Source organism: Dolosicoccus paucivorans (genome assembly GCF_900100125.1).
In the GTDB taxonomy this organism is placed as follows: Bacteria; Bacillota; Bacilli; order Lactobacillales; family Aerococcaceae; genus Dolosicoccus; species Dolosicoccus paucivorans.
The window spans coordinates 1-21117 of the sequence record NZ_FNEL01000032.1; the positions used below are offsets into that span (position 1 = coordinate 1).

General features: G+C 39.3%; 20 protein-coding genes. All 20 read right to left on the reverse strand.

What is annotated here, in order from left to right:
• Positions 1-91: 91 nt before the first annotated feature.
• On the reverse strand, positions 92-1144 hold the full coding sequence (locus BLR79_RS05605) for an IS30 family transposase (protein ID WP_092083667.1): 1053 nt from the start codon (positions 1142-1144) through the stop codon (positions 92-94).
• 210 nt (positions 1145-1354) lie between these two features.
• Complete coding sequence (gene tuf / locus BLR79_RS05610) at positions 1355-2542, reverse strand: elongation factor Tu (RefSeq protein ID WP_092085685.1); 1188 nt, start codon at positions 2540-2542, stop codon at positions 1355-1357.
• 154 nt (positions 2543-2696) lie between these two features.
• On the reverse strand, positions 2697-4781 hold the full coding sequence (gene fusA / locus BLR79_RS05615) for an elongation factor G (protein ID WP_092085687.1): 2085 nt from the start codon (positions 4779-4781) through the stop codon (positions 2697-2699).
• A 98-nt stretch (positions 4782-4879) separates the two neighbouring features.
• Positions 4880-5350, reverse strand: a complete 471-nt coding sequence (rpsG, locus tag BLR79_RS05620) for a 30S ribosomal protein S7 (RefSeq protein WP_092085689.1) — start codon at positions 5348-5350, stop codon at positions 4880-4882.
• 59 nt (positions 5351-5409) lie between these two features.
• Positions 5410-5823, reverse strand: a complete 414-nt coding sequence (rpsL, locus tag BLR79_RS05625) for a 30S ribosomal protein S12 (protein WP_092085691.1) — start codon at positions 5821-5823, stop codon at positions 5410-5412.
• A gap of 271 nt (positions 5824-6094) precedes the next feature.
• Positions 6095-6376 (reverse strand): GNAT family N-acetyltransferase, encoded by a 282-nt coding sequence (locus BLR79_RS05630; protein WP_092085693.1) that lies wholly within the window; start codon positions 6374-6376, stop codon positions 6095-6097.
• 67 nt (positions 6377-6443) lie between these two features.
• Positions 6444-7949, reverse strand: a complete 1506-nt coding sequence (lysS, locus tag BLR79_RS05635; RefSeq protein ID WP_092085695.1) for a lysine--tRNA ligase — start codon at positions 7947-7949, stop codon at positions 6444-6446.
• Between the two features lie 80 nt (positions 7950-8029).
• A complete protein-coding gene (locus BLR79_RS05640; RefSeq protein ID WP_092085697.1) occupies positions 8030-8803 on the reverse strand; it encodes a polysaccharide deacetylase family protein in 774 nt (257 codons plus the stop codon).
• Positions 8787-9845, reverse strand: coding sequence for a tRNA dihydrouridine synthase DusB (gene dusB / locus BLR79_RS05645; RefSeq protein ID WP_092085699.1), 1059 nt, complete (start codon positions 9843-9845; stop codon positions 8787-8789). Before dusB ends, BLR79_RS05640 begins: the two co-directional genes overlap by 17 nt.
• Positions 9846-9857: 12 nt before the next feature.
• Positions 9858-10745, reverse strand: a complete 888-nt coding sequence (hslO, locus tag BLR79_RS05650) for an Hsp33 family molecular chaperone HslO (RefSeq protein WP_092085701.1) — start codon at positions 10743-10745, stop codon at positions 9858-9860.
• Positions 10746-10826: 81 nt separating this feature from the next.
• Positions 10827-12935, reverse strand: coding sequence for an ATP-dependent zinc metalloprotease FtsH (ftsH, locus tag BLR79_RS05655; protein ID WP_092085703.1), 2109 nt, complete (start codon positions 12933-12935; stop codon positions 10827-10829).
• A gap of 85 nt (positions 12936-13020) precedes the next feature.
• Positions 13021-13563, reverse strand: a complete 543-nt coding sequence (gene hpt / locus BLR79_RS05660; RefSeq protein ID WP_092085705.1) for a hypoxanthine phosphoribosyltransferase — start codon at positions 13561-13563, stop codon at positions 13021-13023.
• An 11-nt stretch (positions 13564-13574) separates the two neighbouring features.
• Complete coding sequence (gene tilS / locus BLR79_RS05665) at positions 13575-14951, reverse strand: tRNA lysidine(34) synthetase TilS (protein WP_092085707.1); 1377 nt, start codon at positions 14949-14951, stop codon at positions 13575-13577.
• A 53-nt stretch (positions 14952-15004) separates the two neighbouring features.
• On the reverse strand, positions 15005-15463 hold the full coding sequence (locus BLR79_RS05670) for a S1 domain-containing RNA-binding protein (protein WP_092085709.1): 459 nt from the start codon (positions 15461-15463) through the stop codon (positions 15005-15007).
• Positions 15464-15492: 29 nt separating this feature from the next.
• Positions 15493-15888, reverse strand: coding sequence for an FtsB family cell division protein (locus BLR79_RS05675; RefSeq protein ID WP_092085711.1), 396 nt, complete (start codon positions 15886-15888; stop codon positions 15493-15495).
• 69 nt (positions 15889-15957) lie between these two features.
• On the reverse strand, positions 15958-16236 hold the full coding sequence (locus BLR79_RS05680) for an RNA-binding S4 domain-containing protein (protein ID WP_092085713.1): 279 nt from the start codon (positions 16234-16236) through the stop codon (positions 15958-15960).
• On the reverse strand, positions 16226-19756 hold the full coding sequence (mfd, locus tag BLR79_RS05685; RefSeq protein ID WP_092085715.1) for a transcription-repair coupling factor: 3531 nt from the start codon (positions 19754-19756) through the stop codon (positions 16226-16228). Before mfd ends, BLR79_RS05680 begins: the two co-directional genes overlap by 11 nt.
• Before the next feature lie 21 nt (positions 19757-19777).
• Positions 19778-20338: an aminoacyl-tRNA hydrolase gene (gene pth / locus BLR79_RS05690; RefSeq protein WP_092085719.1), complete on the reverse strand. Its 561-nt coding sequence runs from the start codon at positions 20336-20338 to the stop codon at positions 19778-19780.
• Between the two features lie 127 nt (positions 20339-20465).
• Complete coding sequence (locus tag BLR79_RS05695) at positions 20466-20699, reverse strand: Veg family protein (protein ID WP_092085717.1); 234 nt, start codon at positions 20697-20699, stop codon at positions 20466-20468.
• Positions 20700-20881: 182 nt separating this feature from the next.
• Positions 20882-21117, reverse strand: a 236-nt coding sequence (locus tag BLR79_RS05700) for an integrase core domain-containing protein (protein WP_143338792.1), incomplete at its 5' end; no start/stop codon positions are given.

Sequence of the window (21117 nt, forward strand, 5' to 3'; positions counted from 1 at the left end):
CTTGAGTTGTAAAGTTAAATGCAACACTTTCTGTTACATGATTCGATGAACTTAAAATCTCTTTACTTCTTCCCCTAGGAGAAGAAAAATTTTAAATACGACATTGTTGAAAATACTCTTCTGATGAACGTAGTCCTATCACTTCTCTAATCCTTTTATTGATTGCCTGAGTGGCTTGATCGATATCCATTTCTGAAAAAAGATGGATGGATTTTCCTTTAGGGATGAATTCCCTCAATAGTTTATTGAAGTTTTCGTTTGAGCCCCGTTCCCAGGATGCGTAGGCATGACAAAAATATACGTCTGTATTGAGTTCAGACATTAAGGAGAATTCAGAACCATTATCAAAAGTTATTGAAGCAAATAGGTTAGGGTTATCTGCTAGAATCTCTTCAAAGGCATTTTTAACCGTTTGACTTTTATAGTCGCTGATTTTCTTAGTAATGGCATAGCGTGTTTTTCTCTCTACCAAGGTAATGATTGCCGGTTCATTTTTCGTTTTCTTCCCTTTAACCAGATCAGCTTCCCAGTGTCCAAATGTTTCTCTTGATAAGACGTCCTCTGGACGATCGGTGATACTGGTACCTAGGATTCTTTTGTTTTTGCCCTTAGGGTTACTATGCTGGTTTTTTCTTGGTTTCAGACGATACATGACAGGCAAGTCATGTGGTTTGATAGACAAAAGACCTTGGCGTATATAAGAATAGACGGTTTTAAACGTTGGTATATTCTCTACAGGATGCTTTTTTCTATAAAGAGCTATAAATGTCTTTATGTTGTAGAGTCGCTGTTTACCTTTAAACAATCCTTTAGTGAAGGCATCCTCCAGCGCAGAGAAGAAAGCGCTCGAGAAAGAAACAATCTTTTTGCGGACACACTTTAAACGTCTATTTTCATAAACAGATTGACCGGAATCTGAGTAGTACACAGAGACTTTCTTATTATAGCCATTAATCTGCTTGATCTGTTCTACAGTGCCCCGATTAATTTCTCTATGGATTGTGGAGCGGTTACGTCCAAGGCGTCTGCCTATCTCTGCTTTACTAACATCTTCATTTAACCATTTTTCTATTAGCTGTCTTTCTTTAAAGTCTAAATGAGTAAATGATCGGTTCTGATTTGTGTTATAATTATTTGTGGACATGAAGATTCTCCTTTGCTTATTTTGTGGTGATTTAAGTATAACGAATCTTCATGTCTTTTTGTATTTCAGAAATTACTGAGTGTTGCAATTCATTTTACAACACACCATTTATATCTTTTATATTTAACCAAATAAAAAAACACTCCTTACTAGGGTATTTAGTAAGGAGTGTTTCAATAAGAAATTGATTAAAATTCAATGGTTTAGTGATTAGCTAAGAATTTTAGTTACAACACCAGCACCAACAGTACGTCCACCTTCACGGATTGAGAAGTTTGTACCGTCTTCAATCGCAACTGGGTGAATTAATTCTACTGTAATTGTAACGTTGTCACCAGGCATAACCATTTCTGTACCTTCTGGTAAGTTGATTACACCAGTAACGTCTGTTGTACGGAAGTAGAATTGTGGGCGGTAGTTACCGAAGAATGGAGTATGACGTCCACCTTCTTCTTTAGATAATACGTAGATCTCTGCTTCGAATTTAGTATGAGCAGTGATTGAACCTGGCTCAGCTAATACTTGACCACGCTCAATGTCATCACGTGACACACCACGTAATAATGCACCGATGTTATCTCCAGCTTCTGCTTGGTCTAATAACTTACGGAACATTTCAACACCAGTAACTGTAGTTTTAGCTACTTTGTCAGCGATACCAACGATTTCAACTTCGTCACCAACTTTAACAACACCACGCTCAACACGTCCTGTTGCTACAGTACCACGACCTGAAATTGAGAATACGTCCTCAACTGGCATCATGAATGGCTTGTCTGTATCACGTTCTGGTTCTGGAATATACTCATCAACAGCGTTCATTAATTCCATGATTTTTTCTTCGTATTCTGCTTCACCTTCTAAAGCTTTTAATGCAGAACCTGCGATAACTGGAATGTCATCACCTGGATAGTCGTATTCTGAGAATAAGTCACGAACTTCCATTTCAACTAATTCAACTAATTCTTCGTCATCAACCATGTCCATTTTGTTTAAGAATACTACGAAATATGGAACACCAACTTGACGAGATAATAGGATGTGCTCACGAGTTTGTGGCATTGGTCCGTCAGCAGCAGATACTACTAAGATCGCACCGTCCATTTGAGCAGCACCAGTAATCATGTTTTTAACGTAGTCCGCGTGTCCTGGAGCGTCGATATGCGCATAGTGACGTTTGTCAGTTTCATACTCGATGTGTGAAGTATTAATTGTGATTCCACGCTCTTTTTCTTCTGGCGCGTTGTCAATTTGTGCATAGTCTTGTGCTTCACCGAAACCGCGACGTGATAATACTGTTGCGATAGCAGCTGATAAAGTTGTTTTACCGTGGTCAACGTGTCCTAAAGTACCAATGTTGACGTGCGGTTTTGTACGTTCGAATTTTTCTCTTGCCATTTTTACAAATTCCCCCTAATTAAATTTACGATTTAATTTCATAGATTCGGAGTGAACCTTATCTATACATATTGAATTATACCAAAGATTAGAAGCTAATTTCAATGTTTAGCTTCATAATCTTTAGTTTTCATCTTATCTACTAGAGATAAGATTATGCATTACCACCTGATTTAGCGATAATTTCTTCTTGAATTGATTTTGGAACATCTTCATAGTGGCTAAATTGCATTGAGAACGTTCCACGTCCTTGTGTAGAAGAACGTAATGTTGTTGCGTAACCAAACATTTCAGATAATGGAATGAATGATTTAACAACTTGTGCGTTACCACGTTGCTCTGTACCTTCGATACGTCCACGACGTGAGTTAACGTGCCCCATTAAATCTCCTAAATACTCTTCAGGAGCGATAATTTCAACAGCCATCATTGGCTCTAAAATTACTGGGTTAGCTACTTTTGCAGCTTCACGTAATGCTAATGATGCCGCAACCTTGAAGGCAGTCTCAGAGGAGTCAACATCGTGGTATGATCCATCGTGTAGACGTGCTTTAATGTCTACTAATGGGTAACCAGCTAAGACACCATTTTCTAAAGCGTCTTTCAATCCGGCTTCAACAGCTGGGATGTATTCACGAGGAACAACCCCACCAACGATCGCATCTTCGAATTCAAATCCAGCACCTTCTTCGTTAGGTGAGAATTCGATAACAACGTGACCATATTGTCCTTTACCACCTGATTGACGAACGAATTTACCTTCAACGTCTGCGGTTCCTCTAAATGTCTCACGGTAAGAAACTTGAGGTGCACCAACAGTCGCTTCAACTTTAAATTCACGTTTCAAGCGGTCAACGATAACGTCTAAGTGTAACTCACCCATACCTGCGATAATTGTCTCACCAGTTTCTTGGTCAGTTGTCGCACGGAAAGTTGGGTCTTCTTCAGCTAATTTAGCTAAAGCAAGTGACATCTTATCTTGGTCACCTTTTGAGTTTGGCTCAATCGCTACGTTAATAACTGGCTCTGGGAACTCCATTGACTCTAAGATAACTAAATTCTTCTCGTCACATAGTGTATCTCCCGTTGCAGTGTGACGTAAACCAACAGCCGCTGCAATATCTCCAGAGAATACTTCTGGAATTTCTTCACGGTGGTTAGCGTGCATTTGTAAAATACGTCCAATACGCTCACGCTCATCTTTAGTAGCGTTCTTAACGTATGAACCCGCTTCTAATGTTCCTGAGTAAACACGGAAGAATGTTAAACGACCAACGAATGGGTCTGTCATAACTTTGAAAGCTAACGCTGAGAACGGCTCGCTATCATCTGCATGACGAACAACTTCTTCTTCAGTTCCTGGAACAATACCTTCAATCGCAGGAATATCCACTGGAGATGGTAAGTAGTCAATAACTCCATCTAATAATAATTGGATACCTTTGTTTTTGAAAGCTGATCCACAAAATACTGGGTAGAACTCAACTGCTAGAGTTGCTTTACGAATCGCAGCTTTTAATACGTCTTCGCTAATTTCTTCCCCTTCTAAGTAAGCCATCATTAAATCTTCATCAAATTCAGATAAAGCTTCAATGAGGTTGTTACGCCATTCTTCGGCTTCTTCTTGGTATTCTTCTGGAATATCAACGACATCTTCTTCAAGTCCCATTTCATCTTTATAGATGTGAGCTTTTTGAGAAACTAAGTCGATAATTCCTGTAAAGTTTTCTTCTGCTCCGATTGGTAATTGAACCGGGTGAGCGTTTGCTTGTAAACGGTCATGAATTGTGTCAACTGCGTTTAAGAAGTCCGCACCTAACTTGTCCATTTTGTTTACTAAAACAATACGTGGAACACCGTAAGTTGTTGCTTGACGCCATACAGTTTCAGTTTGTGGCTCAACCCCTGCTTGAGCGTCTAATAATGATACAGCACCGTCTAATACACGAAGTGAACGCTCAACTTCAACTGTGAAGTCCACGTGTCCTGGTGTATCGATGATGTTTACGCGGTGACCTTTCCATTGTGCAGTTGTTGCTGCAGATGTAATGGTAATACCACGCTCTTGCTCTTGAACCATCCAGTCCATTGTTGCCCCACCGTCGTGAGTTTCACCAATTTTGTGAACACGACCAGTGTAGTAAAGGATACGTTCTGACGTAGTTGTTTTACCTGCGTCAATATGAGCCATGATCCCGATATTTCGGGTATTTTCAAGAGAGAATTCTCTTTTTGCCATAGTAATAATTACCCCTCTTTCTTAGATTAGTGTTTAAAGTAACATAAACAAAGATACCATTTCTCCTGATGAGAGAATTGATGGTCTTATCGTTAATCTTACCAGCGGTAATGTGCGAAAGCCTTGTTAGCTTCAGCAGCTTTATGCATATCTTCGCGTTTACGAACAGCTGCTCCGGTATTGTTAGCTGCATCCATAATTTCACGTGCTAAGCGAGTTTCCATTGTTTTCTCACCACGTAAACGTGCATAGCTGACTAACCAACGAACGGCTAAAGTATAACGGCGCTCTGGACGAACTTCAACTGGCACTTGATAGTTAGATCCACCAACACGGCGTGCTCTAACTTCTAATAATGGCATAATATTTTCAATTGCTTGCTCAAATACTTCTAATGGGTCTTGTCCTGTTTGTTCACGGACAATATCGAATGCTGCGTATAAAATATTAGATGCTTGTCCACGCTTACCGTCAATCATAATACGGTTAATGGTACGAGTAACTAATTTTGAATTATAAAATGGATCTGGTAACACATCACGTTTTGGTGCTGGTCCTTTACGAGACATTCAAACTCCTCCTTCTTTCGCTTTATGCGTTATTTTTTAATGTAAACAGTAATTGTAAATTATTTTTGTGGCTTTTTAGCACCGTATTTAGAACGGCTTTGCATACGTCCTTCGACACCTGCAGTATCTAAAGCTCCACGAACGATATGGTAACGAACCCCTGATAAGTCTTTTACTCGACCACCACGAATAAGTACCACACTGTGTTCTTGTAAGTTGTGTCCGATACCTGGAATGTAAGCTGTTACTTCCATTAAGTTTGATAAACGTACACGAGCATACTTACGTAATGCAGAGTTCGGCTTTCTTGGTGTCATTGTTCCTACACGCGTACATACGCCACGCTTTTGTGGTGAGTTTGTTTTTGTGTAGCGACGTTTTTGGCTGTTATATCCAACGCTTAAAGCAGGTGTGTTTGACTTAGTCATTTTGCTTTTACGCGGTTTTTTAATCAATTGGTTAATTGTAGGCATTGAATGATTTCCTCCCTTTCATCTTTGGTTTTCATGGTCCACACATCCAAGTGTGTCATTTTTAAATATAAAATAATAATGCATATTCGAATGCATTTGGTTAGTGGTTTTATAAGAAGTGCAACGACTGATATTCAGAAATACTGTCTATATAAAACACATCTATAAGAATATCATCCGTACCATAGACTGTCAAGGCTTTTTATAAATAAAATGGTGAAAAATTAAAAAACTGGCTATTTCTTTGAAAATAACCAGTTTAAAGCGTTTTTTAGTGTCGGGAGTCAATATCGCGGTATTTTGTTTCCCGATCGAACTTTTTCACCACATAAGGACAAACAGGATAGACTAAATAATTTTGTTGACGGGCATCTTCAGCTAACGCATCAACTAATTGCCCAGCAATTCCTTCACTACGGTACTCTGGATCAACATAGACGCTGGTTGCTGCTACGACGCCTTCATTTTCTGTGGGTGCCGTAATAGCTTCGCCAATTTGTACATCATTATCATTATAAGCAATAAAAGCTTGGTCTTTTTTTACGATTTTCATCGTTTATCCCTCCTTTTGTTCCTTATCTATTATCCCAAATCTTCTTTCAAAAAGATATCAATTTGTTTTATAGCTGACGCATTGCTGGGAATAGTAAGACATCACGAATGGATTCTGTATTGGTTAATAACATCACCATACGGTCAATTCCAATACCTAAACCACCTGTTGGCGGCATTCCATACTCTAACGCTTCAATAAAATCTTTGTCAATTGGATGGGCTTCGTCGTTTCCTAATTCACTTTCTGCCATTTGTTGCTCGAAACGTTCCTTTTGATCGAAGGGATCAGAAAGCTCGGTATAAGCGTTGGCATACTCGCGACCAACAATAAACAGTTCGAAGCGATCCGTGAAGCGATCATCTTCTTCGTTTTTACGCGCTAAAGGAGACACTTCCACTGGGTGCCCGTAAACAAAGGTCGGCTCAACAATCGTTGATTCACATTTTTCTTCAAAGAACTCGTTAATAATATGACCCACTGTGTTAAGATGGTCATCAATTCTTATTTGATGTTCTTTGGCTAATTCTTTTGCCTCTTCAAAGCTCATCTCTTGCCAGAAGTCCACTCCAGTGACTTCTTTAATGATGTCTACCATATGAACTCGTTTCCACGGCTCGCCTAAATGCAGTTCATGTTCACCGTATTGAATCGTTGTCTTACCTAAGACTTTTTGAGCAACGTGGGTGAAGATTCCTTCAACTAAATCCATAACATCCGTATAGACGAAATAAGCGGTATAAGCTTCAAGCATCGTAAACTCTGGGTTATGACGGGTACTTACTCCTTCATTTCTAAAAGTACGTCCGATTTCATAAACTTTCTCGAATCCACCGACGACTAGACGTTTTAAATAAAGTTCTGGGGCAATCCGTAAGAACAAGTCCATATCTAAGGCGTTATGATGCGTTGTAAATGGGCGAGCTGCTGCTCCTCCGGCAATACTATGTAACATCGGTGTTTCAACTTCGATATAACCATGATCTTCCATATAATGGCGAATCTCAGATACGATTTGAGATCGTTTCATGAAACGGTCAAAGCTTTCTTCGTTACTAATTAAGTCTAAGTAACGTTGACGGTAACGCTGTTCCACGTTAGTTAAGCCGTGATATTTATCTGGTAATGGACGCATCGCTTTAGTTAAAGGAACAAACTGAGTTGCCCAAACAGACAGTTCGCCGCGACCTGTTTTAAATAAAAATCCTTCAATTCCAACAATATCTCCTAGGTCAGCTAGGCGATACCATTGATACGCGTCTTCACCAATTTCATCTTGACGCACATAAATTTGAATGCGGCCAGCCATATCTTGAATATGAGCAAAACCGGCTTTCCCTTGACCTCTTTTTGATACTAAACGTCCTGCAATCGTAACGTTAATACGATCATGTTCTTCAAAGTAAGGTTTGTCATATTGGTCGTAGGCTTCAATAATTTCTTTTGATAAATGCTCTCTTGTAAAGCCAGCGTTAAAAGGATTAACGCCTGCTTGTTCCATCATTTCTTTCTTTTCTAAACGAGCTTGGAGCTGGTCGTTTAACTCTTCTCTCGTTGTTGGTTGATCATTCATTCGTTATGTCTCGCTCCTTTATGTCGATTGTCTCTTCGTTATAGTGTAACTTAAATTAAGTTAAATGTCATTGTCTCATTTTATTGTAGCAATAAATCGCTAGCAGTGTAATACGTCATTTGATTCTCTTTAGCAAATTGTAAAATCTTCTCTAGACGGTGCCAGTGAGTATATTCGCCTTCTAATTGATTGGTTGGATCCATTCGGTGTCCATAAAAAACAACCACTTGACCTGTGTCGACGGCATGTTGTAAAGCTTGTAAAATCTCCTCATCCGTATAACCATAAGATTCATCTAATCCTAAACCATATACCACTTCTCGCGGTTGGTTAAAAGAGTAATAAATAGACGACAACTGATCACTGGATTGATCAGGCTTTAAATAGGCCGTTCCTCTTAAAGTCTTAAAATGCTTCAGTAAAATTAGGTCGGTGTCTTTATTTCTTGCTCCATAAGGATACGCAAAACTCGTTGCTTGAATTCCTAATGCTTTTAAAGCTTGAAGGGACGGGACAGTTTCTGATTGAATATACTCTTCAACGGTATGTTCTTTTAAATAATCCGGCGCAGATAGATGAAGGAAACCGTGACTGCCAATTTCATTTCCTAATTGATGGAGTCTTTGAATACTCGTTAATTCTTCGTCCGTTAGTTGATCCAATAAATTAACATAATAAGTCGCTTTTGCTCCATATTGGTCAAAAAGTGATTGAACTGCTAACCAATCATCAATACTATGATCATCAAAGGTTAGCATCAAACCTGGTTGAGATAATTCATTGGCTTGAGCTTTATAAGGTGACGTATAAACTAATAGTAGTATTAAAATAAAACCTTTAATTAATTGCTTCATCCGATTGGTCCTTTAAACGTTGTTTTTGACGACGAGCACGGCGACGCTCTAATCGTTTAGCATCTTGTTCTTCTACTTGATCAACGAAATCATTTAAAATTTGAATGACTTTTTTAGGATCTTCTGTTTCATTAACAGCTACTTTTACTTTTGAAGAACGAGGAGTTCCTTTTAAGTAGTAATGAGCTTGGGTTCTAAATTCTTTAGTTGCTGTCACTGGGCCTTTTAAGTCAACTAAGTGTTCCAAGTGACCGATGGCCGTTTCAATTTTTTGGCGGGTTGTCATCGGCGGTAATAATTCTCCGGTTTCGATGTAATGAACCATTTGCTTAATAACCCACGGGTTTCCTAAAGCGGCGCGCCCTACCATGACGCCATCGACGCCGGTCGTATCTAGTAAATGCTTTAATTGTTCTGGCGTAGAAACGTCTCCGTTGCCGACAAATGGAATCGTTTTTAACGCTTGTTTAACTTCTTTTAAAATATCCCAGTTCGCTTTTCCTTCGTACATTTGCACTCGAGTGCGTCCATGCATAGCCACCATCGAAGCGCCGGCCCGTTCAGCCGCTAAAGCATTTTCTACTGCAAATAAGTGATCGTCGTCCCATCCTGTACGCATTTTAACCGTGACGGGTTTATCGATCGCATCCACTACTGAAGCCACCATTTCATACACTTTATTAGGGTCTAAAAGCCAGCGAGCTCCTGCTTCTGCTTTAATAATTTTATTAACAGGACACCCCATATTAATATCAATAATGGCCGCTTCAGTGTTATTCGCCACATATTTTGCCGCTTCAACTAAAGAATCTTTATTGCCACCCATAATTTGAATACTTAAAGGGTATTCATTTTCTTCAATATGTAACATATTGAGCGTTTTTTCGTTACGATATTGAATTCCCTTATCGCTAATCATCTCACAGACAACAAGTCCAGCGCCAAAACGTTTAACAATCGTTCTAAACGCGGCGTTGGATACCCCTGCCATTGGAGCAACGACAACAGGGTTTTCAATTTCAATCTCTCCTATTTTAAACATCACTTCACCTCGTTACTTTGCTTCTTTTTGCTTTAAAATCTCTTCCAAGTCTTCTTTTGTAAATTGATAGTGTTCATTACAATAATGACAAATCACTTCCGCACCTTCGTCTTCATCGATGAGTTGTTGTAGATCATCTGCTGGAAGTAAAACTAAGCGCGACTCGAAATGCTCCTTATTACAAGGACAATGATAAGTGACCGGCTCGCGAGATAAAATACGTACATCTTGGTCACTGGCTAAGTAACTCATAACATCTTCCAGCGATTGATTGGAATCAAGTAATGAAGAAAAACGTCCTAGTTTTTGAATATTTTGTTCCAGCTGGGTAATCGTCTCCTCCGTAGCTCCTGGCAACACTTGAATCATAAATCCACCCGCGACTCGCACGGTTTCATCGGGATTAACTAACACACTTAATCCAATCGACGAAGGGGTTTGTTCAGAAACGGCCATATAATAAGTAAAATCTTCAGCTAATTCGCCACTAATTAATGGCACCTGGCCGGTAAAAGGTTCTCCGACGGCTAGTTGTTTAGTGACGGATAACGTTCCCGGCAACCCCACAGCTCCTCTGACGTCTAACTTTCCTTCTTTATTTAACTCTAAAGCGACGTGAGGTTGATCGACATACCCTCGAACCTGTCCTTTTGCATCGCCTTGACAAAGAATTCGGCCGATAGGGCCGGTTCCTTCGATTTGAACGGTTAAACGGTCGTCACCTTTCATATTCCCTGCTAATAGAGCTGTCGCAATGAGCGTTCGCCCGTAAGCCGCTGTTGCTGTATGCCACATATCATGACGTCTACTTCCTTCATTTACAGCTTGAGTTAAATCGAGTAAATAAATGCGCACTTGGTCATCGTAGGCTAGCGCTTTAATTAATTGATCACCTGTCATGGAATGTTCCTTTCTTTTAAAAACTGTCCTAATAAAAAAGCGAACAACACAAGCGATAAAGCTTGCATTGTTCGATTGGGATTATTCGTTAGAATCGCTAGAAGAATCTAGATCGCTCGATTCATCTGTTGAATCAGTCATCTTTTCTTTATCTTCTTCAATGTGCGATTTCTTTTCTAAGTCTTCTTCTAAATGATGTAAGCTTTCTTCTTTTGCTTCATTATAGTCTGTTGGCTCTTCGGCTTCTTCTTCTTGAACCACTTCTTCTTTAGGAGGCATTTGGCCTGTATTGAATAATGATTCAATTTCGCGCTTATCAAGAGTTTCAACTTCAAGTAACTTCGTTGCGATCGTGTCAAGTTGCTGACGATGAGTTTGAATAATTTCATGAGCTTTATCGTGAGCTTCTTGCATAATCTTACGAATTTCACGGTCGATTTCGTAAGCTACTTGATCAGAGTAAGCACGAGGCTGACCATAGTCTCTTCCTAAAAAGACGCTATGACCTGATTCATATTGAACCGGACCTAAATCAGACATACCAAACTCTGTTACCATACGGCGGACAATTTCAGTGGCTTGCTGGAAGTCATTGCTTGCCCCTGTTGACTGTGTTCCAAAGACAATCTCTTCTGCGGCACGTCCTCCTAGTAAACCAACCACTTGTTGCATTAATTCATCTTTTGTAATGATAAATTGATCTTCTTTTGGCAACATAATTGCGTAACCGCCCGCACGACCACGGGGAACAATGGTTACTTTATGAACGATGCGAGCATCATTTAAGACCATACCAATGATTGTATGTCCTGCTTCGTGGAAAGCAACGGTACGACGTTGTTGTTCAGACATGGTGGAGTTTTCTTTAGCAACCCCAGCGATAACGCGGTCATGAGCTTCATCTACATCTTCTGGTTCAATTTGCTTACGGTTAAAGCGTGCAGCAATTAGCGCCGCTTCGTTTAGTAAGTTTTCTAAATCGGCTCCAGAAAAACCTGGCGTTTGTTGAGCAATTGTTTTTAAGTTGATCATCGGAGATAACTTTTTGTTGCGCGCATGAACTTTTAAAATCGCTTCACGGCCTTTAACATCTGGGTTGCCCACTAAAATTTGACGATCAAAACGACCAGGACGCAGTAATGCCGGGTCTAATACGTCAGAACGGTTCGTTGCGGCAATAACAATAACTCCTTCATTACCTTCAAAGCCGTCCATCTCAACTAGAAGCTGGTTAAGCGTTTGTTCACGTTCATCGTGTCCACCACCCATACCTGCGCCACGTTGGCGACCAACGGCATCAATTTCGTCAATAAAGATAATCGCTGGTGCATTCTTTTTCGCATTTTCGAATAAGTCACGCACACGACTTGCACCAACTCCGACGAACATTTCTACGAATTCAGAACCAGAAATACTATAAAAAGGAACTCCCGCTTCGCCAGCAACAGCTTTAGCAAGAAGTGTCTTACCCGTTCCTGGCGGTCCTTCTAAAAGAACTCCCGCTGGAATACGAGCACCAAGTTTTGTGAATTTACGTGGGTCTTTTAAAAATTCCACTACTTCGACAAGTTCTTGTTTTTCTTCTTCAGCTCCAGCTACATCTGTAAAACGAACTTTGACTTTTTGTTTTGAGACGTCTTTAGACTTAGCACGTCCAAAGTTCATCAAACCTTTGCCGCCTCCAGGACCTCCTGACTGCATCATCGAGAAGATGAAAAAGCCCATCAGTCCCATCATCATTAAATAAGGAATAAAACTTAACCATAAACCGGCACTAGATTCCGGAATGGTTTTAAGTTTCACCTTATTATCAACAGCTGCTTGAGTGACACGTTTTAAAGTGTCGTCGTTTCCTAAAATACGTGTTTTAAAGCCTTTTACTTCTTTAGAAGGGCTAAAAATTTGTGTAAATTCGCTATCAGACTCTTCTACTGTTTCATTGTTGGCATATTTACCGCGAATATCATAAACACCGGCACCAATTTGAATTTCAATTTCTTCAAAGTTAGCCGGGGCTGTCTCCAATTGAGATAAAAACTCTGAAGAGCTAATTTCCTTTATATTTCCGCTAGTCAGTGGATTGCCAGTAATGAATTGGAAGAGACCTACTAACGCTAATACCATTAAAATATACGTAAATGTTCGCCCAAAAAAATTACGATTATTTGGGTTTCGATTGGGTCTTTGCATAAATCGCTGTCCTCCTAACTATAATTGATTTAGCAATAACAGAATAAGTATAGCACACTTATGACAGGTTGTACTACTAGATCGATTACTCATAAATTTCCGGCTTTAAAACCCCGATATAAGGTAAGTTGCGATAATGTTGTTTAAAATCTAAGCCATACCCTACAACAAACTCATTCGGCACTTCAAAACCAGTATAGTCAGGTTCGACATTTTTAATGACACGACGAGACGGCTTGTCTAATAAAGTAATCACTTTAACGGAAGCCGCGTTGCGGTGTTTTAATAAATCCATTAAATAACGAAGCGTGCGTCCCGTATCGATAATATCTTCTACAATCAAAAGGTGACGTCCTTCAACGGGTGACTCTAAGTCTTTTAATATCTTTACTTCTCCTGAAGAAGTGGTTGCTTCTCCGTAACTTGAAACGTCCATAAAATCAATTTCCATATATAAGTTAATTGCTTTAATAAGGTCAGTCATAAATAAGACAGATCCTCTTAAAATACCAATGACTAATAGTTCTTCGCCTTCATAGTCTTTCGTTATTTGAGCACCTAATTCAGTAATTTTTTCTTGAAGCTCTTCTTTAGTGACCAAAACTCGTTCAATATCTTTTTCTAACATATTGCTCTCCTTTATTTTTCGGTTTGCTTTTTGTAAGCAAATATATGAGTCATTTTATCAGTTTTAGATGGATTATACAATGTGCCTAAACAGTAGTGGGGATACCAAATAATTTCCGATTGATCTTTCATAGAAACTAACCACGCTTTTGTTCGTTCAAAAGGAGATATTTTAAGTTCCATTTGTAGTTTATTGAATCGTTTGCGAATTAAACGAGGCCCCATTTTTAGTCGCATCACATCTCCAGGACGCCGAGTTCTAACGACTAACCGTTCTACTATATCGGGAGAAAGAACTACGGGAATCCACGTTACTTCGTCATTTTTAACATCCATAGCTTCTAACTCAAATAGCCCGATGGCCTCGTCGGTAGGTAGTTCAGTCCATTGATTTAGCTTTAATGAATAGATTTCATTTTGACGGGGCGTTTTTTGCTTTTGAAGAATCGTTAAATATCCGTAAGCATATTGTAGTTGCCACTTTTTGTTAATATCTAATTCAAAAGAGTGGTCTTGGTTTAAATTGTCTCTTAATTGATCTAATAAGCGGTGATGATAGGGACCCATATGAGAACGCAATTGCTCTTCAAACAACAACTCCAAATAAACTGTTTGTTGGTCCGCACCCCAATAGGACCATTGGGTCAGATCGATCTGCCACTGAGTGTCAGTCTGTTTGACGTTGTCTCTACACCACTGTTCAAATTGGGCGACAATGATTCGGTAAAAGCGAGACAATTGTTCTTGATGTTGGTGAATGTGTTCAATGGCTCGTGGGTTTTCTTTTGTAAAAAGAGGTAACCACTCTAATCGAACGCGATTGCGATAATAAGCGGGTGTATAATTACTTTGATCTTCTAAATAAGCGATTTGATACTTATTAGCATATTGATACAGCGATTTTTTAGAAACTTCCAATAAAGGTCGTAAGATCGACATCCCGTAACGTTGACTTAAAGGCTGAATTCCTAGTAACCCTTTGATAGAAGAACCGCGAATTAAGCGCATCAAAAAAGTCTCAACATCGTCATTTAAATGATGCCCTGTCAACAAAGCATCGGCATGATATTTATCGTAAATCGTTTTAAAAAATTGATACCTTGCTTTACGAGCCGACGATTCAATATGGGTCTTTGGAGAGTCACTCCATTGTCCTTCTTCATAAATAAAGCCATACTCTTTTGACACCTTTTGGACCAGTTCTTTTTCGGTAACGCCTTCTTTTCTTAAATGATGCATAAAGTGAGCAACGATCACTTGCTGACTCCCATGCTTAACTTGCTTAACGGCATGAAGCAAAGCCATTGAGTCGACACCGCCTGACACAGCAACGACAAGCGTCTTTAAAGAATAAATCGATTGAGCCGTTTGGTGTTGAATCTTTGTCATCTCACTGTCTCCTAGTAAAAAAGCGAAATCAACTCATTGATTTCGCTTCCTCATTATTTACGACGACCGCCACGGCCTCCGCGTTTTCCTTCTGTATTTCGTCTTAATGAAGATAAGCGATCTTCACTTTCTTTCAAAAAGTTACTCATTAATGCATCAAAATCATCATTAGGACGTTGTTTACGACCAAAGGAAGATGCTTTTGATCGTTGTGGTCTTCTAGGAGTAAAAGATTTTTTAGCCGTTTCATTTGAAGGGCTTGACTCTGTTTGAGGAGAATCTTTTTGAAGTTGGCGAATTGAAAGAGCAATTTTCCCTTCTTCGACATCTAACACTTTAACTTCAACCGTATCTCCTACCGCAAGGTAGTCATTAATATCTTTAACAAATCCAGAAGCTACTTCACTAATGTGCACTAGCCCTGATTGTTGATCTCCTAGATCGACAAACGCTCCAAATGGAGCAATACCCGTTACTGTTCCAGTAACCTTTTGACCCGCTTCAATTGACATATAATTAAAATCCTCCTTAAGATTTTAGGTTATGATTCTTGTTCTACCGAATGACGATCCTTCATAGGAATGTCAAATAAGATTTCATCTGGTTTGGAATAATGTAAATCCCGTCTAGCTAACTCCAAAATATATTCAGGATCAGAAAGGCGGTTTAACTCTTCTTGAGCTAATAGACGTTTTGTGTAACTTTTTTCTTCGGCAAAAATAGCTTCGTCTAATCGCTGGTTAGTTGCTTTTAACTCAGTCCATTTATGATAAGTTTGACGTCCCATACTCAAAAATAGAAAGAAGGCTAAGAAAATCATCGCAAAAAGACGTATCTTTTGAATCTCTTGTTCTTTTTGTTTTTGAACTTGTTGTTCCATTCCCTCAAAGTTTTTGGAAAACTCAACCGTTTCAGGTTGTGACGTTGTCTCTTTCATCTTTCCACTCCTGTCTTTCTATAGAGTATAGCACAACTTTCTTTTTAAGATACTATGAATTATTATTTTTTATTCATCAACCTGTCTAGGTGACTCAATTCGCTCTTCTTTTACGATTTCATACATTTCTTTTGCTTCTTCTTTACGAAGTCCTTCTTTTAACGAAAGAACTCGCACTGTTAATAAGCGATGACCAAATTGAATTGTCATTTCATCGCCGACAGCGACTCGCGTACTTGATTTAGCCACTTGTCCATTAATCGTAATACGGCCTTGGTCAGCGACTTCTTTAGCGACGGTTCTTCGTTTAATTAAACGAGATACTTTTAAATATTTATCAAGTCTCATTGTCTTCCTCCTGTTTATCCATCAGTTGTTCCGTTTGTTCGACCAATTGACGCAATGCCGCGAGCCATTCTTGACTTGTTTGTCCTTGAATGGTTAGCTGTAGTTTTAAACGGTCTTGGTCCATTTGAACTTGAGCTTTTAACGGAATGTCTTTTAACGCTTCAAAAATATTAGGTCCCTTTAAAAAAGCACTCGCTTTTTCAGAAAACCAAACAAATAACAAGGGTGATTGTTGTTTAATTCGTTCAATTCCCGCTCTTAAACCATAAGCTTTAATTAATGCTACTTCTAAAAGATCAGCAACTTCTTGCGGGTAGTCTCCGTAACGGTCAATAAGTTGTTCTTGAACATTGCGGTAATTTTCTACTGAATCGATTTGTTGAATTAATTTATAAAAACTAATTTTTTGACGTTCGTCTTCGATATAACTGTTAGGAATATAAGCATCCACTTGAATATCCCACTCTAACTCGCTTGTTTCATAAGGGTGATCTTGATGATCGATCCCGCGTTTTTTATCCACTGCTTCTTTTAACATTTGACTGTATAGATCAAACCCAACGCTATCAATGAAGCCGGATTGTTGTTGTCCTAATAAGTTCCCCGCGCCTCGAATGGATAAATCACGCATCGCAATTTTGAATCCAGAACCTAATTCGGTAAATTCGCGCATCGCTTGGAGCCTTGTTTCACTTACTTGGGATAGTTGCTTAAAGGGTTCGTACATTAAATAAGCATAAGCAATACGGTGGGTCCGTCCTACACGACCTCTTAATTGATATAAAGTAGAAAGTCCCATGCGGTCCGCATCTTCAATAAATAACGTATTGGCATTAGGAATATCTACTCCCGTTTCGATAATCGTTGTTGTCACTAAGACGTCGTATTCTCCTTGAATAAAATCAATCAATGCGGTCTCTAGAGCTACTTCTGTCATTTGACCGTGGGCTACCGCAATACGCGCATCAGGCACTAACTCTTGAATTTGCGCTGCCCGTTCGTGAATCGTATCGACCCGGTTATATAAATAAAAGACTTGCCCACCTCGATCCATCTCTCGCTCAATGGCTGATTTTATTGCCCCTTCATTGCGTTCCATAATATAAGTTTGAACTGGATAGCGGTTTTGAGGTGGGGTTTCAATGACGGATAAGTCACGCACACCCATCATCGCCATATTCAACGTACGAGGAATCGGTGTTGCGGTCAGCGTTAATACATCTACGTTAGCTTTTAATTGCTTTAGACGTTCTTTGTGTTTAACACCAAAACGCTGTTCTTCGTCTACAACCAAAAGTCCTAAATCATTAAATTTAATATCTTTTGATAAAAGACGATGCGTTCCAACGACAATGGAAATAGCGCCAATTTTTAACCCTTCAATGGTTTCATTTTGTTCTTTTCGCGTCACAAAACGACTTAAAAGACCAATTTCAAAAGGATAATCAGCAAAACGTTCGACTAATGATTGATAGTGTTGCTGGGCTAAAATTGTCGTCGGCACTAAAAAGGCAACTTGTTTGCCGTCCATGACCGCTTTAAAAATAGCTCGCATCGCGACTTCTGTTTTCCCGTAACCGACATCTCCGACGAGTAGACGGTCCATTGGACGTTCTTTTTCCATATCGACTTTAATTTCGCTTGTACTTTTAAGTTGATCGTCGGTTTCCACATAAGGAAAGGCATCTTCAAATTCTTTTTGTTCTGGAGTATCAGGACTAAAAGCGTATCCTTTTTCAGCCTCTCGTTCAGCATACAGCGCAATCAATTCATCGGCAATATCTTCAACTGTCGAAGCGACTCGCTGTTTTGTTTTCGTCCATTCTGTACCGCCCAACTTGTGAAGACGCGGTGCTTTCGCTTCAGAGCCGATATATTTTTGAATTAAATGCAGTTGATCGACTGGAATCATCACACGGGCGTTATTTTGATATTCAATCGCTAATAAGTCGCGGTGAACCCCTTTTACTTGAATGGTCTCCATACCAGTATACTTACCAATCCCGTGGTTGACGTGAACGACGTAATCGCCTACTTTTAATTCGTTATAACTTTTAATTCGTTCCGCATTCGACATCTTTTGACTACGAACTCGGCGGGCAGGCTGTTTGTTATAGAGCTCCTTTTCTGTAACAAGAGCATATTTTAAAAGAGGCAATTCAAATCCACGTTGGATATTAGCAACTGCTATGTTGACGACTCCAGGTTCTTGTTTAGTTGATTGAATAACGACCGGGCCGATTCCCTCTTCTTCAAAATGAGTGGCCGTTCGTTTGGCTTCTTGAAGACTTCCTACAACCACATCAATCGTATAGTTTTGTTTTTGCCAGTGAGCCACTTCTTCTTTAAATAAAGCTAATTGATTGAAAAAGGGCGTCATCGCACGATAATGGAAATTTTGAATTGATGCAAAGCTCATATTGCCTAATCCACGTTGAATCGTTGCGAAGACAAAAGATAAACGAGAATCTTGGCGCAATAAGTGATAGCCGTCTAATTTAATGTCTAACCCTGGTAATAATTGCCCTTTAACCACTTCTTGTTCAATCCAATAGTTTTCTTCTTCAATGGATTGATTTTGAGAACTTAATAACTTATCGAACTCCATTACTATTAAACGACCGTTGTTTGGTAAATAATTTAATAAAGAATAGGGTTGATCAGTCAAGAGAGTTAAATAAGCTTGAGGAAATTTTAACGGTTCATCGTGTTCTAAAGCCTCTAATTGATGAGTCATCCCTTTTTCTAAAGTTCGTTTTAGCTCTTCATCTTTCATCGTGTTTAAAGCACTTGTTAAATGCTTTTTTAAAACCGGTAAAAGTTGCTGTTGATCTTGAATACTAAATAAAACATCCGTCACAGGGGTTAATTTAACTTCCGTTGCATTATCCACTGATTCTTGCGTTTCGAAGTTAAAGTAACGAATGGAATCTAATTCGGTATCGAAAAAGTCTAAACGAATTGGAAAGTCCGAGTCAAAGGGAAAGTAATCGACAATGCCTCCCCGCACACTAAACTGTCCCGGTTGCTCCACCATTGCTTCACGGTGATAGCCGAAAGTTAATAAGGTACGTTCTAATGTTTCCATTTCAATTTCAGTACCCATTTCAAAGGTTAACTGCTCACTCTTCCAACGACGGGGGTCAGAAAGAGGTTTTCTTATTCCTTGTAAGTTCGTTAAAACAATACACGGTTCATCTTGAATTAAAGCATTTAAAGCCTCGACTCTTTCGGCAACTAAATCATGCGACTGGTATGAAAACTCTACCGCAAGAGAGTCTTCGACAATAAACGTGTGAATCGGAACTTGTGGCAGTAAACTTTGTAAATCTTGTACCAACTGGGTTCGTCTTGACTCAATCGGCTCGACAATTAAAGTGTGCTCAGGAGACTCTTTAAATAAAGAAGCAATCATGAGCGAGCGACTACTTCCATCTAACCCGGTTAAAAGATGGGGATGCTTTGTTTGATTTGAAAGCATCTCTCGAGCGACTGGTTGTAATATATGACTAGCGATCATTACTTGCTCCTTTCTCAAACATTAATTCAAACGGTTCATCACTTCTAAAAAGGGCTTCCCTTTGATCCATTCTTCTAAACCGTCAGCCGCTTCTTGAACCGCCACATCCACTTCCACTCGGTCCTGGGAGCTAAAAGGAGCCAATACATGATCAACTACTTTCCAACCCCCTTGAGGGCGACCAATGCCAATGCGAATACGGTTAAAGTTTTGGTCTCCTAGTAGATGAATAATGTTTTTCATTCCATTGTGGCCTCCAGCACCGCCTTTTTGACGTAGGCGTAATTTGCCTGGCTCTAAATCTAAATCATCATATACAACGATAATATCGTCTAAGCTGATACCATAATAACTCATTAATGGAAGCAGTGCTTCTCCGGATAAATTCATATAAGTATAAGGCTTCACCAACAATACTTTTCCTTGAGGATGATGCCATATAGTAAAATCAGCACGGAACTTTTGGTCGGTCATGGTTAAATTGTGACGTCTTAACAATTCATCTATCACATCAAAACCAATATTATGACGGGTTCCTTCATATTTAGATCCAGGGTTTCCTAATCCTACAATTAATTTCACGTTGTCACCTAACTTCATTTTTATTTTTAATATATGCAAAAAAGCCAACCTATATAATATAATGACTCCTTAAACTTGAGTTCAAATTTAAGGGCTCACTACATCACAGGCTGGCTAGGAGGTTTGACTAAACAAACTCTACTTCAATTGAATCAGTCAATACGTCACGATAACTATATGAAACACGTTCAAAGTTATTTTCATCTTGGTCTAAGTTCACTACAAAGACAGAGTGATATGTCTCACACAAGATTCCACGACGTTCTTTTTGACGACGACGGCCCAGCTGTACGGTTACCAGTATCTCTTTACCGACATGTTCCTCCATCATATTTTTAATTTCTTTCAAGTTTTTTGCCATTTTAGACACTCACCTCTCTTTGCTATTGTAACACTTTTAAATAAAAAAGTCAATTTTACCACAAATCGAAAAAGATTGCCAACTCTAGAGTAGTCAAACATATGTGACACATACTTAAAGTTCTAGTACAAAATAAATAGAATTGAATAGGGTTCTGGGGGACCGCGGTCCCCCAGAAAAAATTAAGCACTTTGTGATTCAAAGTATTGGGCCACGACTTCATTCGGACTTAAAAAGTTAAGTACTTTACGATGGATATTATTACTTCGGTTAATATAACGCGCATGCGCCTTAAATAGCGCTTCTTCTGACGTAAATGTTCGACGATGGTAAAAGCGCTCGTCGTCAATTCGATGGCTACGCTCTACCTTACCATTCTGCCAAGGCGAATAAGGGCGTGTTCTCTTGTACTGAATCC